The organism is Streptomyces sp. NPDC036984 (genome assembly GCF_055607665.1).
The window spans coordinates 352,590-366,084 of the sequence record NZ_JBVJRL010000001.1 but is presented as its reverse complement, the minus strand read 5'-3'; the positions used below and the strand labels follow the sequence as shown (position 1 = coordinate 366,084).

At 72.1% G+C, this 13,495-nt stretch carries 14 protein-coding genes; 5 read left to right on the top strand and 9 right to left on the bottom strand.

From position 1 onward, the window contains the following. Positions 1-8 precede the first annotated feature (8 nt). On the bottom strand, positions 9-920 hold the full coding sequence (locus ACZ7DL_RS01655) for a helix-turn-helix domain-containing protein (RefSeq protein ID WP_470770564.1): 912 nt from the start codon (positions 918-920) through the stop codon (positions 9-11). 170 nt (positions 921-1,090) lie between these two features. Here ACZ7DL_RS01655 and ACZ7DL_RS01650 point away from each other — a divergent pair, with 170 nt between their 5' ends. Continuing rightward, positions 1,091-2,134: an NAD(P)-dependent alcohol dehydrogenase gene (locus tag ACZ7DL_RS01650; protein ID WP_470770562.1), complete on the top strand. Its 1,044-nt coding sequence runs from the start codon at positions 1,091-1,093 to the stop codon at positions 2,132-2,134. 174 nt (positions 2,135-2,308) lie between these two features. On the opposite strand, the gene ACZ7DL_RS01645 is transcribed toward ACZ7DL_RS01650, so the two are convergent. The 3 genes from ACZ7DL_RS01645 to ACZ7DL_RS01635 all read right to left on the bottom strand — a co-directional run bounded on the left by ACZ7DL_RS01645 (position 2,309) and on the right by ACZ7DL_RS01635 (position 6,508). After that, a complete protein-coding gene (locus tag ACZ7DL_RS01645) occupies positions 2,309-3,409 on the bottom strand; it encodes a hypothetical protein (protein ID WP_470770560.1) in 1,101 nt (366 codons plus the stop codon). Between the two features lie 35 nt (positions 3,410-3,444). Further along, a complete protein-coding gene (locus ACZ7DL_RS01640) occupies positions 3,445-5,076 on the bottom strand; it encodes a M48 family metalloprotease (RefSeq protein WP_470770558.1) in 1,632 nt (543 codons plus the stop codon). Positions 5,077-5,389: 313 nt separating this feature from the next. Then, positions 5,390-6,508: a hypothetical protein gene (locus ACZ7DL_RS01635; RefSeq protein ID WP_470770556.1), complete on the bottom strand. Its 1,119-nt coding sequence runs from the start codon at positions 6,506-6,508 to the stop codon at positions 5,390-5,392. 248 nt (positions 6,509-6,756) lie between these two features. On the opposite strand from ACZ7DL_RS01635, the gene ACZ7DL_RS01630 reads away from it, so the two are divergent. After that, a complete protein-coding gene (locus ACZ7DL_RS01630; RefSeq protein ID WP_470770554.1) occupies positions 6,757-7,911 on the top strand; it encodes a cystathionine gamma-synthase in 1,155 nt (384 codons plus the stop codon). A 111-nt stretch (positions 7,912-8,022) separates the two neighbouring features. Here ACZ7DL_RS01630 and ACZ7DL_RS01625 read toward each other — a convergent pair whose 3' ends face one another. The 3 genes from ACZ7DL_RS01625 to ACZ7DL_RS01615 form a co-directional block, all read right to left on the bottom strand. Then, a complete protein-coding gene (locus ACZ7DL_RS01625; RefSeq protein ID WP_470770552.1) occupies positions 8,023-8,271 on the bottom strand; it encodes a hypothetical protein in 249 nt (82 codons plus the stop codon). Positions 8,272-8,380: 109 nt separating this feature from the next. Next, entirely contained in the window at positions 8,381-8,887 is a 507-nt protein-coding gene (locus ACZ7DL_RS01620; protein ID WP_470770550.1) for a sigma factor-like helix-turn-helix DNA-binding protein, read from the bottom strand. Positions 8,888-9,018: 131 nt separating this feature from the next. Further along, on the bottom strand, positions 9,019-9,525 hold the full coding sequence (locus tag ACZ7DL_RS01615; protein WP_470771178.1) for a MarR family winged helix-turn-helix transcriptional regulator: 507 nt from the start codon (positions 9,523-9,525) through the stop codon (positions 9,019-9,021). Between the two features lie 161 nt (positions 9,526-9,686). Between ACZ7DL_RS01615 and ilvA the strand changes: the two genes are divergently transcribed. After that, positions 9,687-10,916 carry a threonine ammonia-lyase gene (ilvA, locus tag ACZ7DL_RS01610; RefSeq protein ID WP_470770548.1) on the top strand — a complete coding sequence of 410 codons (1,230 nt, stop codon included), beginning with the start codon at positions 9,687-9,689 and terminating at the stop codon, positions 10,914-10,916. Positions 10,917-11,085: 169 nt separating this feature from the next. On the opposite strand, the gene greA is transcribed toward ilvA, so the two are convergent. Then, a complete protein-coding gene (greA, locus tag ACZ7DL_RS01605; protein WP_470770546.1) occupies positions 11,086-11,583 on the bottom strand; it encodes a transcription elongation factor GreA in 498 nt (165 codons plus the stop codon). A gap of 231 nt (positions 11,584-11,814) precedes the next feature. Beyond that, positions 11,815-12,213, bottom strand: a complete 399-nt coding sequence (locus tag ACZ7DL_RS01600) for a DUF4307 domain-containing protein (protein WP_470770545.1) — start codon at positions 12,211-12,213, stop codon at positions 11,815-11,817. 158 nt (positions 12,214-12,371) lie between these two features. On the opposite strand from ACZ7DL_RS01600, the gene mca reads away from it, so the two are divergent. Together mca and ACZ7DL_RS01590 are read left to right on the top strand one after the other, a co-directional pair. Beyond that, complete coding sequence (gene mca, locus ACZ7DL_RS01595; RefSeq protein ID WP_470770543.1) at positions 12,372-13,253, top strand: mycothiol conjugate amidase Mca; 882 nt, start codon at positions 12,372-12,374, stop codon at positions 13,251-13,253. After that, on the top strand, positions 13,246-13,494 hold the full coding sequence (locus ACZ7DL_RS01590; protein ID WP_470770541.1) for a hypothetical protein: 249 nt from the start codon (positions 13,246-13,248) through the stop codon (positions 13,492-13,494). The genes mca and ACZ7DL_RS01590 overlap by 8 nt, the downstream gene beginning before the upstream one ends. The last annotated feature ends 1 nt before the right edge of the window (position 13,495 follow it).

The following is a 13,495-nucleotide window of genomic DNA, read 5'->3' as shown; positions in this document are numbered from 1 at the left end:
TGTGCCCCTCATCGCGTTGCCGCGCGCGTCGCGTCCGTGCCCCAGCTGGCCAGCAGAAGGAGGGACTCGGCCGACGCGGAGCCCGGCTCGGCGTGGTAGGTGACCAGGGACTGGTCCGAGCCGTCCGTCAGGCGGAAGCTCTCGAAGCTGAGGGCGAGGTCGCCCACCAGCGGGTGGTGCAGGTGCTTGACGCCGTGGCTCTTCTCCCTGACGTCGTGCGTGGCCCACAGCCGGCGGAACTCCTCGCTCTTCACCGACAGCTCACCCACCAGAGCCGACAGCCGCGGATCGTCCGGATAGCAGCCCGCGTCCATCCGCAGCGCGCACACGATGTCGATCGCCTTCTGCTCCCAGTCGACGAACAGGTCCCGGTAGTCGGGCCGCAGGAACACCAGCCGGGCCCAGTTGCGCTCGGCCGGCGGCAGCTCCGCCCAGTCGCCGAACAGGGCCGCCGCCATCCGGTTCCAGGCGAGGATCTCCGCGCGCCGGCCCACCACGTACGCCGGTACGGAGTCCATCGCGTCCAGCAGCTGCCGCAGCGCCGCCCGCACCTGCTGCTGCCGTGCCGCCGGCTTCTTCTTGTGCGCCTTCGGCTTCGCCAGGTGGGTCAGATGCGCGTGCTCGGCGTCCGTCAGCCTTAGCGCCCGCGCGATCGAGTCCAGCACCTCCGCCGAGACGTTCCGGCCGTTGCCCTGTTCGAGCCGGGTGTAGTACGCCACCGACACCCCGGCCAGCTGCGCCAGCTCCTCGCGGCGCAGCCCCGGCACCCGGCGGTGCCGTCCGAAGTCGGGCAGTCCCACGTCCTCGGGCTTCAGCCGGGCCCGCCGGCTCCGCAGGAACTCGCTCAGCTCCGCCCGCCGGTCCAGGGTCCGGCCGGTGGCGGCCGCTGCGGCGTCCGGCTGCTCGTCCCTGCTGTTCATGCGTCCAGTATTCCTGGTCGTAGGCGTGGCAGCCTGATCCCGCCAGTGGTAGGCACGGCAGTCGTACGCACGACCGTGGACTGGGTGGTGCCCGCCGATCGGGTGCAGGCTGGACATGTGCCCGGCCGGAAAGGCAGCCGGGCGCGACACCCCTCTAGGAGAACCCTGGCATGACCACTGTTGCTGCTTACGCCGCGCCCGCACCGAAGGCCCCGCTGGAGCGGACCACCATCGAGCGGCGCGCGGTCGGCGAGTTCGACGTCCTGATCGACATCAAGTTCGCCGGTATCTGCCACTCCGACATCCACCAGGCCCAGGACGGCTGGCGCCCCGGCATCTTCCCGATGGTGCCGGGCCACGAGATAGCGGGCGTCGTCGCCGAGGTCGGCTCCGGTGTGACCAGGTTCGCCGTCGGCGACCGGGTGGGCGTCGGCTGCATGGTCGACTCCTGCCGCCGTTGCGACAACTGCAAGGCCGGCCTGGAGCAGTACTGCACGGGCGGCGGCCCCACCTGGACCTACAACGACACCGGCAAGGACGGCGAGCCCACCTACGGCGGCTACGCGGAGAAGGTCGTCGTCGACGAGAACTACGTCGTCCGGATCCCCGAGGGCCTGTCACTGGACGTGGCCGCGCCGCTGCTCTGCGCGGGCATCACCACGTACTCGCCCCTGAAGCACTGGAACGCCGGCCCCGGCAAGAAGGTCGCCGTCGTCGGCCTGGGCGGTCTCGGCCACATGGGCGTCAAGATCGCGCACGCGCTCGGCGCCGAGGTCACCGTCCTGTCGCAGTCCCTGCGCAAGAAGGACGACGGCCTGCGGCTGGGTGCCGATCACTACTACGCCACCAGCGACCCGAACACCTTCGAGGAGCTGGCGGGCACCTTCGACCTCATCCTGAACACCGTCTCGGCGCCGCTCGACTTCTCCGCGTACGTCTCCCTGCTGCGCACGGACGGCACCATGGTGAACGTCGGCCTGCCGGAGGAGCCGGTGCAGATCGTGCTCCAGTCGCTGTTCGGCCACCGCCGCAGCATGAGCAGCTCGGGCATCGGCGGCATCGCCGAGACCCAGGAGATGCTGGACTTCTGCGCCGAGCACGGCCTGGGCGCGGAGATCGAGCTGATCCGCGCCGACCAGATCAACGAGGCGTACGAGCGGGTGCAGGCCAGCGACGTCCGCTACCGCTTCGTGATCGACACGGCCACCATCTGACCGACGTCCGCTCGCCGGGTTCGCCGGGGCGGGACCGTACCTCGGTACGGTCCCGCCCCGGGTCCGTGGGGCGGTTAGGGCCGGGCGCCGGAGCGCTCCGACAGCCGGGCGGACAGCACCTGAGCCGGCGCCGGCATGCGGCGCCACCCCTGGGCAGAGACCGTCGAAGTCCGGTCAGACCCCCGCCGTGGCGGCCTCGGCCACCGTGTGCGCCACCGTGTTGCGGACCTGGCAGAAGTAGCCGGCCATGTCACCCCGGTAGCGCCAGGGCAGCGCGTCCACATACCCGTCGACCAGCTTGAACTGCTCCAGCGCCGCCTCGTTGCGGTCCTGGAGATGCAGATAGAACGCCAGCAGGTGCCGCAGCTCCGGCAGGCGCGGGTGGGACGGGTCCGCCGCGGCCGCGTCCGCGAGAGCCGCCTCGACCCGGGCCCGCATCTCCGGGGTGTTGTCGGCCGCGGTGTCCTCCGACTCGTCGTGCTCGAAGTGCGCGATGAGCGGCAGCGCCGTCAGCAGGCTGCCCAGCGGTGCCCCGGCCGCGGCCCGCTCGGCGAACTCCCTGGCCAGCCGCTCGGAGCCGCGCCACTTCGCGCACCAGTACTGGAGCGCCGAGAAGTGTGCTTCGTAGTGGTGCGGGGCGCGGGCGGTGATCTCCGCCCACAGCTCGTCCATCTTCGCGTTCGGGTAACCGAGCCCCAGCGCCACCCAGATCTCCGCGATGTACGGCGTCGGGTCGTCGGGGTTCAGCGCCGCCGCCCTCGCGATCTCGTCACGGGCGGAGGCCAGCGTGCGGTGGAAGCCCTCGGCCTGCTCCCGGGTCGTGTACTGGGCCGTCTTGGCGCCGCGCAGCTTCCAGGCCAGGATCACCGTGCTGCGCGCCCGGACGACGGCCGCGTCGGGATCGTCGCGCCGTGCCTCCTCCCACGCCAGCAGCCACGCGTCCTCCTCGGCCGCGCACTCGGCGAGCAGATAGGCGGCCGACGACCGGCGCTCCCAGTCCCGGCCGATCGCCGCGAGCAGTTCGGCGGCCGGCAGCCAGTCGCCGCGGCGCACCGCGGTGAGTGCGGCCGTCCACTCCGCCGGCAGGGGCGCGGCGTGGTCGGTGTTCTGCCGCTCGGCCGGCAGCAGGCCGAGCTTCTCCGCGGCCGCGGCGGCCTCCGTGCCGTCGTCGGGGCTCGAAGAGAAGAACTCCTTCAGGAACACCCAGGCCAGCCACAACACGACGATCAGTGTCGGGACGGCCAGGATGCCGAGGATCCAGAAGAGGACGGTCATCGGGTCGGTCCGTTCGTTTCTTTGGGGGAGGCTTGTCAGGCGAGCTGGGTCGCCGGCGGGAGCAGGGCGCGCAGCCGCGTGGTGTCGGGGTGGTCGGCGAGCGCCGCTTCCACCGCTGCCTCCAGCGCGGCCTCGGGACCGTTCTCGTCCGTCTCGGAACCCCAGCCGGGCAGCCGCACCGACGCCGGCTGGGTCCAGGAGAACTCCCAGTGCAGCAGCGAACGGGAGCTGAACTCGGCCAGCACCATGGTGCGCAGCGACCGGCGCAACACGGGCCGCACGAACTCGCGGAACGCCCGCCCCTTCGCCGCGGCCGCCTCCTCCGACAGCGGCAGCTGCTCCGCCAGCCGCCACAGCCGGCCGTCGTCGATGGCGTCCAGCAGCGCGGACAGTGTCGCCGGCTGCCCGGTGTACCCGGCCAGCGCCCGGTGCAGCGGGGTCTGCGTGACCGCGAGGCCCGTGGCCATCGAGGCGTCCAGCAGCTCCTCCCAGCCGGCGGCGCGCGGGTAGGTGAGCAGCTCGTCGACGAGGACGGCGTCCTCCAGGGCGGCCAGGGTGCGCGCCGGGTCGGTCAGCAGGGCCAGCGCCGCCCCCTTGGCCTCGTCGGCGCGCCCGTCGGCGGGCAGCGCCTCGATCCGGCGGACACGGTCGGCGATCGGCGGGTGGGAGTCGTACGGTCCCGCCGGCTCCTCCGGCAGCTCCGAACGGAGGCCGGCCAGCTCCGGTTCCCGAGCTGTCAGCAGCCGGCCGAAGCCGCCGAAGAACTCGCCGCGCGGCGGCAGCAGCCGGGCCTGGAGGCCCAGGGTGGCGTACGACTCGAGGTAGAAGTCGTGCGAGGCGGACAGGACCGGGATCTCGCGCAGTGCCGACGAGGTCGCGTCGCGTCCGGCGATCCGGGCGGCGGTCAGGTCGGCGGCGTACTCCTGACCGCGCGCGGTGGACAGGGAGGCGCGCAGGTAGAGCTTGCCGTACGCGGTGTAGATCCGCGCCATCGTCCGGTACGTCGCCCCGACGCCGGTGGTGTCGATCTGCTTGGCCTTCTTGCCCTTGGCGACCCGCTTGGCGGATGCCTTCTGCTGCCGGGCGCGGTCGGCGGCCACCTTGCCGTCCGCCTTGGCGTGGAACTGGCCGATGACCCGGCCGATCTGCACACGCCCGCGCACGACGAGCGCGGAGAGCCGGGTGTCACCGCCGGTGAAGTGGCCGTACTCGTGGGCGAGTACGGAGCGCAGCTGGGCCTCCGTCAGGCCGGTCAGCAGCGGGACGCCGAGGTAGAGGTGGCGCGGTCCGGGGAGCAGACCGAGCAGCCGCGGGTTCTCGCTGACGGCCGCGTTGACCTCGCCGGTGAGCAGGATCCGGTCGGGGGCGCGGGTGCCGGCCGCCGCGGCGAGCTCGCGGACCAGCGCCCACAGCCGGGGCTCGTCGGCCTCGGTGACCGGGATGCCGGGTCCGTCCTCGCCCTTGGGGGTGCGCAGCATGAGCATGCCGCGGACGACGGGGATGGCCAGCAGCACCGTGACGAAGCCGACCTTCGCCGTGAGCGGGCCGTGTCCCCAGGTGAAGACGAGGACGTCGAGGCCGATCAGCGCGGCGAGCAGGACGAGGCTCAGCAGATAGAAGCCGAGCAGCAGGACAAGAGCGCGCAGTGCGCGCAGGGTTGCGCCCATTGGGCAGATCCCCCCACAGGACCTCAGGAAAAGGACATGACGGAGCAGCGGAAAAACAGGACAGGACGGAGCACCGGCCGGCGGCCGATCGGTGCGGGCGGTGCGGTGTGGGGGGATGCGGAGTATGCCCTACCGCAGGTCAGAAGGGCAATGTGGGCGGGGATGAAGGGTGGTGTGAGGGGGCGAAGGGGGCAGGGCGGAGGGGGTGAAGGGGACGGCGCGGACGGGTGAAGGACCGGTCGTGTGTGGGCGACCGGCCGCCTGCGTGGGGGCGGCGGCCGGTCGTGTGCGGGCTCCGGGGCCGGCGCTGGGGTCAGCCGGGCAGGGTGGCCGGGCTGCCGCCGTTGGCCTCGTAGCCGGCCACCGCCAGCGCGCGGTAGACGGCGAACGCGGCGGCCGGGTCGGCGGACAGGGTCCACGGGAGCGCGCCGACGTGACCGTCGACGTATATCAACTGGTGCATTGCCTCCGCCCAGCGTTCGGCACGGACCAGGAAGAAGATCAGCAGATGCCGGACGTGCGCGAGCATCGGGTCGTCGGGGCGGGCCGAGTGCACCGCGTGCAGCGCGCCGTGGATCGCCCTGGTGACGACCTCGCTCTGGTAGAAGCTCGCGACCAGGTTCACCTCCGGGAGGTGCTCGAACACCGCGAACAGCGGCAGCGCGGCGAGCAGCGAGCCCTCCGGGGCGCGGGCCGCCGCGGCCTCCGCGAAGGAGTACGCCTGCTCGCGCGAGCCGTGCCACTTCTCGCACCAGTAGTGCAGCGCGGCCAGATGCGCGCCCATGTGCTGCGGGGCGCGGTCGAGGATCTTCAGCCACAGCTGCTCGAACTCATCTCGCGGACAGGCCAGTCCGCGCGCGATGGACAGCTCGATGATGTACGGCACCGGGTCGCCGGGGGCCAGCAGGGCCGCCTGGGCGCAGGCGGTCCGGGCCTCCTCCATGATGATCCGGAAGTCGTCCGTGCCCGGCGTCGACGTCCGCCAGGCCTGCTGCACCAGGAACTCGGCGTGGACGGCGGCGCCGCCCGCGTCCTTGGGCTGCTCGGCCCGCCACACCCGCAGCCACTGGCCGCCCGGTATCTCGTGCACCCCGCCGGGCCGCTGCTTCAGCTCCAGCGCTGCGGCGCCGGCGAAGGCCTGCACCCGCTGCCAGCGCACCTCGCCCTCGGACTCGGTGCCGGCCAGCAGCTGGGCGGCGGCCCGGTGGTCCCCGGTGCGCTGCACCAGCTCCAGGACCTCCAGCAGGTCCTGGTCAGGGCCGGGCATGCGCACGTCCAGCTCCTCCTGGCGCACGAAGCCGTAGTCCGCCGGGTCGGCGGCGTCCGGGTGTCCCGGGGGAACCTGCTCGATCACCCCGCGCCTGCGCCGCATGACCGGGAGCAGGACGAAGCTCAGCATGAGCAGCGCCATCAGCAGCCAGAGAATCGCCATGCCTCAAGCGAACCAGACACCGCCGCCACTTGGCGAACCCCGCCACCGCCCCTGTGGACAACGTGCGACCAGGGCATGTCAGCCGGTCGCCGTGGGCACGCCGGTCTCAGCGGGTTGCTGGTGTACGACAGCGGGCGCGCGGCGCGGGCGCGTCGGCGTGGGTGCCCCTAGAGGGAAATCCCTCGCGCCGGTACCGGGCATGCCCGTCGGGCGCCAGGATCCGGTCAGGAGCACTACGCTCGATGCACATGAGCGACAGGCATATCAGTCAGCATTTCGAGACTCTCGCGATCCACGCGGGCAACACCGCGGATCCTCTCACCGGCGCGGTCGTCCCGCCGATCTACCAGGTCTCGACCTACAAGCAGGACGGCGTCGGAGGGCTGCGCGGCGGCTACGAGTACAGCCGTAGCGCCAACCCCACCCGCACCGCCCTGGAGGAGAACCTCGCCGCGCTGGAGGGCGGCAGCCGCGGCCTCGCCTTCGCGTCCGGCCTGGCGGCCGAGGACACCCTGCTGCGGACGCTGCTCACGCCGGGCGACCACGTGGTGATCCCCAACGACGCCTACGGCGGCACCTTCCGGCTCTTCGCCAAGGTCGCCACCCGCTGGGGTGTGGAGTGGTCGGTCGCCGACACCAGCGACCCGGCCGCCGTCCGGGCCGCGATCACGCCGAAGACCAAGGCCGTCTGGGTGGAGACCCCCTCCAACCCGCTGCTCGGCATCACCGACATCTCCGCCGTCGCGGCCGTCGCCCACGACGCGGGCGCGAAGCTCGTCGTGGACAACACCTTCGCCACCCCCTACCTCCAGCAGCCGCTCTCGCTCGGGGCGGACGTCGTGGTGCACTCGCTCACCAAGTACATGGGCGGGCACTCGGACGTGGTCGGCGGCGCGCTGATCGTCTCCGACCAGACGCTCGGCGAGGAACTGGCCTACCACCAGAACGCGATGGGCGCCGTCGCCGGCCCCTTCGACTCCTGGCTGGTGCTGCGCGGCACCAAGACCCTCGCGGTGCGCATGGACCGGCACAGCGAGAACGCCACGAAGATCGCCGACATGCTGACCCGGCACGCGCGCGTGACGAGCGTGCTGTACCCGGGGCTGCCGGAGCACCCCGGCCACGAGATCGCCGCCAAGCAGATGCGGGCGTTCGGCGGCATGGTGTCGTTCCGGGTCGAGGGCGGCGAGGCCGCCGCGGTCGAGGTGTGCAACCGCGCCCAGGTCTTCACGCTCGGCGAGTCCCTCGGCGGTGTCGAGTCCCTCATCGAGCACCCCGGCCGGATGACGCACGCCTCCGCGGCCGGCTCCGCCCTGGAGGTGCCGGGCGACCTGGTGCGCCTGTCGGTCGGCATCGAGAACGTCGACGACCTGCTGGAGGACCTCCAGCAGGCCCTGGGCTAGGCCTTTCTTCCGGATCAGGCCGGCCGCAATGGACCGCGCCTCTCGGCTGACCCGTGCGTGCCAGGCCCCGCGCCCCGGCAAGATCCGGCAAAGAGGCCCTGGCAGCCGGGGTCACCAGCCGGTGACCGGTGGAGTCGTCTGCGAGGGCGGCTCCACCCACGGGTGGGCGTCGGCCGCCCACACCGCGAACGCGACGGCCGCGGCCCACGCCAGCAGCCACAGCACCCGGCGGGCGAGCCGCCGCTGCCGCAGCAGGCGGTCGCCGCGGCGCACCGCGTCCACGCCCAGCTCCGGCGGCACCGGCACCGCGGCCTGCTCCATGATCCGCCGCACGGCGGCCTCCCGCTCAGCCCGGTTCACCGCGACCTCCCGCCCCGCACCTCATGACCGCACACGGCACCACCGACACGCCGGCCGTGCGAGACGGCGGTGCGCACGGGACGCAGCGGGGCGGACCCGCCGCCCCGCCTCATGACGGAGCCACCTTCGTGCCGCCCGCCGCACGTGGCGCGGGCGGGCGGACGGGGTGGAGGAGGGTGGCTGCCGCGCGGTCGCAGACGGTGTGTACGCGTTCCGCGGGCAGGCCGAGCAGAGCCGCCGTCTGTTCCTCGGCGACACCTTCGTACAGCCGCAGGACGAGGATCAGGCGTTCCTGCGGGGTGAGCGCGGCGAGGGGGCCGCGCGGATCCGGCCGGGCGCGGCCGAAGGCGCCGTACTGGCGCCAGGTCAGGCGCGCGAAGCGCGTGGCGAGGTACTGCCGCGCGCAGTCGTACGGGTCCTCGCCGCGCAGCCGGTCCCAGCGGGCGTACGTGTGGGCGAGCGCCAGCGTCAGCAGCCGACGCGCGCGCGGGTTGGCCTCCGGCGCCTCCGCGGTCAGCAGCGTGGCGGCATGCAGCAGGCGCCCGGCCGCGCCCGCGACGAACGCCTCGAACTCCCGGGCCCGTCGGGCCTCGCGGGCCACCTGCCGATCACGCACCGCGCCTCCCCCTGACGGGGCCCCGTCCGGTACGGGACAGGTGAACCGCGTACGGCACAGGACCCGGTCTCATATGAGGCCAGTGACGGCCCGGGGTCAAGACCGCGGACCTCACCCGTGCGATACGCGGCTCAGGAGGCCGGCGGCTGCTCCGTCGCCGCAACACCCTGCACGGCCATACGCGCGGAGAGGGCGTCATTGAAGCGGGTGAGGAGCGTGCAGAACTGCTCGCGCTCCTCCGGCGCCCAGTCGTGTGTCAGCTCGGCCATGAGCTGACGTCTGGACGAGCGCACCTCCTCGAGCCGGGCGGCGCCGCGCGGCGACAGCTGGAGCACCACCGCGCGCCCGTCCTCCGGGTGCGAGGTGCGCTTGACGAGCCCGGTGTCGACCAGGGGCGCCACCTGCCGGGTGACCGTCGAGGAGTCGATGCCCATGCTCGCGGCGAGCGCCTTGACGCCCATCGGGCCTTCCTTGTCGAGGCGGTTGAGCAGCAGATACGCGGCGCGGTCCATGGAGTTGCGCACCTGGCCGACGCCGCCGAGCCGCGTCTGTTCGGCACGGCGGGCGAACACCGCCACCTCGTGCTGGAGGGTGTCGAGTAGACCGGTGTCACCGACGGTCGTCATGTCCATCGACATTTCAGGTGTTGTGGGCATGGCCGGAGGCTCGCTTCATGAAGGCTGCTGGGTTGGGGGACAGGGTACGCGGCCCGGCGCCGGGCCGTACCGGCGCTGCGCAAACCGGTCTCGCAGCTTGGTCACACCCGTCGTGCGCAAACGTGAACTGCGATGCTGGAGTCATGAGCTACGGCACGGCCGGCGTCTTGCGTTCCGTCACCCTGGACGACGTGCGCGGCGCCCAGAAGATGCTCTCGGGCGTGGCCCGGGTGACGGCGATGGAGGGCAGCCGGCACCTGTCCCAGCTGGTCGGCGCACCGGTGCACCTGAAGTGCGAGAACCTCCAGCGGACCGGCTCGTTCAAGCTGCGCGGCGCCTATGTGCGGATCGCGGGGCTGCTGCCGGAGGAGCGGGCGGCCGGCGTGGTGGCCGCGAGCGCCGGCAACCACGCGCAGGGTGTGGCCCTGGCCTCCGCGCTGCTGGGCGTGCACGCGACGGTGTTCATGCCCCAGGGCGCCCCGCTGCCGAAGATCAGCGCGACCCGGGACTACGGCGCCGAGGTGCGCCTGCACGGCCAGGTGGTGGACGAGACGCTGGCCGCCGCCCAGGAGTACGCGGCCGGGACCGGCGCGGTGTTCATCCACCCCTTCGACCACCCGGACGTGATCGCCGGCCAGGGCACGGTCGGTCTGGAGATCCTGGAGCAGTGCCCGGAGGTGCGGACGATCGTCGTCGGCATGGGCGGCGGCGGACTGGCGGCCGGTATCGCGGTGGCGGTGAAGGCGCTGCGGCCGGACGTCCGGATCATCGGCGTGCAGGCGGAGGGCGCCGCCTGTTACCCGCCCTCGCTGGCCGCCGGGCGCCCGGTGTCGCTGGAGAACCCGGCGACGATGGCCGACGGCATCAAGGTGGGGCGGCCCGGCGAGGTGCCGTTCGGCATCGTCGGCGAGCTGGTGGACGAGGTGCGCACGGTCAGCGAGGACCAGCTGTCGGCGGCGCTGCTGCTGTGCCTGGAGCGGGCCAAGCTGGTCGTGGAGCCGGCCGGGGCGAGCCCGGTCGCCGCGCTGCTGGCCGCGCCGGACGCCTTCGAGGGCCCGGTCGTCGCGGTGCTCTCCGGCGGCAACGTCGACCCGGTGCTGATGCAGCGCGTACTGCGGCACGGCATGGCCGCGCAGGGCCGCTACCTGGCCGTGCGGCTGCGCCTGACGGACCGGCCGGGCGCCCTCGCCACGCTCCTCGGGGTGCTCTCCGCGGTCGACGCCAACGTGCTCGACGTCAGCCACGTCCGCACCGACTCCCGGCTGGGGCTCACGGAGGCGGAGGTGGAGCTGCACCTGGAGACGAAGGGCCCCGTGCACTGCACGGAGGTCGGCCGGGCCCTGCGGGACGCCGGCTACACGGTCATCGACTGACCCGGTCGCCGGCCGTCCGCGCCGCCTGGTCCCAGGTCATCGGGTGTGCGCCCCCCGGCCGGTCCCTCTCGGGCGCCTGGCCGACGGAGCACCCGGAGCGGGGCGAGGGGTACGAAGAAGCCCCCGGCGGCCCTAGGGCGCCGGGGGCTTCGAACGAACCGGGGGCGGATCAGCCGGTGTAGGGCTCGGCCTTCAGGATCCGCACCGAGGCCTTCTTGCCGTTCGGCAGCTCGTACTCCGCGTCCTCGCCGACCTTGTGGCCGATGACACCCGTGCCGAGCGGGGACTGCGGCGAGTACGTCTCGATGTCGGCGCTGGCGTACTCGCGCGAGGCGAGCAGGAACGTCAGCGTGTCGTCCTCGTCACCGTCGAAGGCGATCGTGACGACCATGCCCGGCGCGACGGCACCGTCCGCGGCCGGCGCCTCGCCGACCTTCGCGTTCTCGAGGAGCTGGGTCAGCTGGCGCACACGCAGCTCTTGCTTGCCCTGCTCCTCCTTGGCCGCGTGGTACCCGCCGTTCTCGCGCAGGTCGCCCTCCTCGCGCGCGGCCGCGATCTTGGCGGCGATCTCCGTGCGCGCAGGACCAGTAAGGTACTCAAGCTCGTCCTTGAGCTTGTTGTACGCCTCCTGGGTCAGCCAGGTGACGTTCTCGCTGGTCTGGGTCACAGGGTGCTCCTCGTCGGTACTGGGAATACAAAGCATCGCCCTACCCAGAAGCATGTTCCCTCTTGGATGGGCGAAACCACGAGCCTAACAATTCACAGGCGGAAGGGGGAGGACATAAGCCATGAGAATCACATCAACGCAGGTCGGCCCCTACGTATTCCGGGTGAAGCGGGGGAGGGATCCGGGTGAAGCGGGGGGCGCGCCGAGCGCCGCGGTGCGTCAGCGGGTGCGTCAGTCGGCGTGGCAGCCCAGCAGCTCGGCCGTCGTGCCCCGGTCCGTCGTACGCAGCGTGACGACCTTGTCGATCCGCGTGGCCGATCCGGAGAAGCGGAAGTCGGCCCGGCCCACCTCGGCGCCGTCGGCCGACTGGGACCGCAGGGTGCAGTAGCCGGAGGCGCCGGAGTCCTTGCGGACCTCCAGATGTGCCTGGACCGCGTCGTCGGACGCCTTGAAGCTGATGACCTCGGCGCTGATCTCGTTCTGCGCGACATAGTGGTAGGCGAAGTAGCCGACCAGTGCGAGCAGGGCCGCGCCCAGCACCGCGCCGGCGATCTTGAGCTTGCGGTCGGCGCGCTCGTCCGAGGAGCGGCCGTAGCGGCCCTCGGGCAGCCGCGTGCTCGCGGTACTCATGATCGTCCTCTCCGCGGAATTATTCGCCCCCCGATTCGGTCACTATAGAAGCCTCCCGCCCGCCGCCCGACCGCCACCCCTCAACGACGTCCCCTCCGGGACGGCACCTTTGAATGTGCCCCACGAACCCGGGGCGCCGACCTACCGAGGATTGAGTCTTGACTGACCAGTTGCGACTGATGGCCGTTCACGCGCACCCCGACGACGAGTCGAGCAAGGGTGCGGCCACCATGGCGAAGTACGTGTCCGAGGGGGTGGACGTGCTGGTGGTGACCTGCACCGGCGGCGAGCGCGGGTCCATCCTCAATCCGAAGCTCCAGGGCGACGCCTACATCGAGGAGAACATCCACGAGGTGCGCCGGAAGGAGATGGACGAGGCCCGGGAGATCCTCGGCGTCAAGCAGGAGTGGCTCGGCTTCGTCGACTCCGGCCTGCCGGAGGGCGACCCGCTGCCGCCGCTGCCCGAGGGCTGCTTCGCCCTGGAGGACGTCGACAAGGCGGCCGGCGAGCTGGTGCGGAGCATCCGCTCCTTCCGTCCGCAGGTGATCACCACCTACGACGAGAACGGCGGCTACCCGCATCCCGACCACATCATGACCCACAAGATCTCCATGGTGGCGTTCGAGGGCGCGGCGGACACCGAGAAGTACCCCGAGGCCGAGTTCGGCCCCGCCTACCAGCCGCTGAAGCTCTACTACAACCAGGGCTTCAACCGCCCCCGCACCCAGGCGCTGCACCAGGCCATGCTCGACCGCGGCCTGGAGTCGCCGTACGGCGAGTGGCTCAAGCGGTGGGACGAGATCGACCGCACCGAGCGCACGCTGACCACGCACATCCCGTGCGCGGACTTCTTCGAGATCCGCGACAAGGCGCTGATCGCCCACGCCACGCAGATCGACCCGGACGGCGGCTGGTTCAAGGTGCCGCTGGAGGTCCAGAAGGAGGTCTGGCCCACGGAGGAGTACGAGCTGGCGAAGTCTCTGGTCGATACCTCCATCCCCGAGGACGACCTCTTCGCGGGCATCCGGGACAATGCCTGACATGAGCGCAAGCGTGAGCCTGGCAGTGACGCATCTCGTCCCCCTCGCCAAGGAGGTGGACCAGAACAAGGTCACCCCCGGTGTCCTCGGCTTCGTCGTCTTCGCGGTGATGGCCGTGGCCGTGTGGGGCCTGATGAAGTCGATGAACAAGCACATGCAGAAGGTCGACTTCAAGGAGTCGCCGAACACCGACGCGGAACCGGCCGGGGAGAAGTCCGACACCCCGGCCCGGCGGGGCTGAC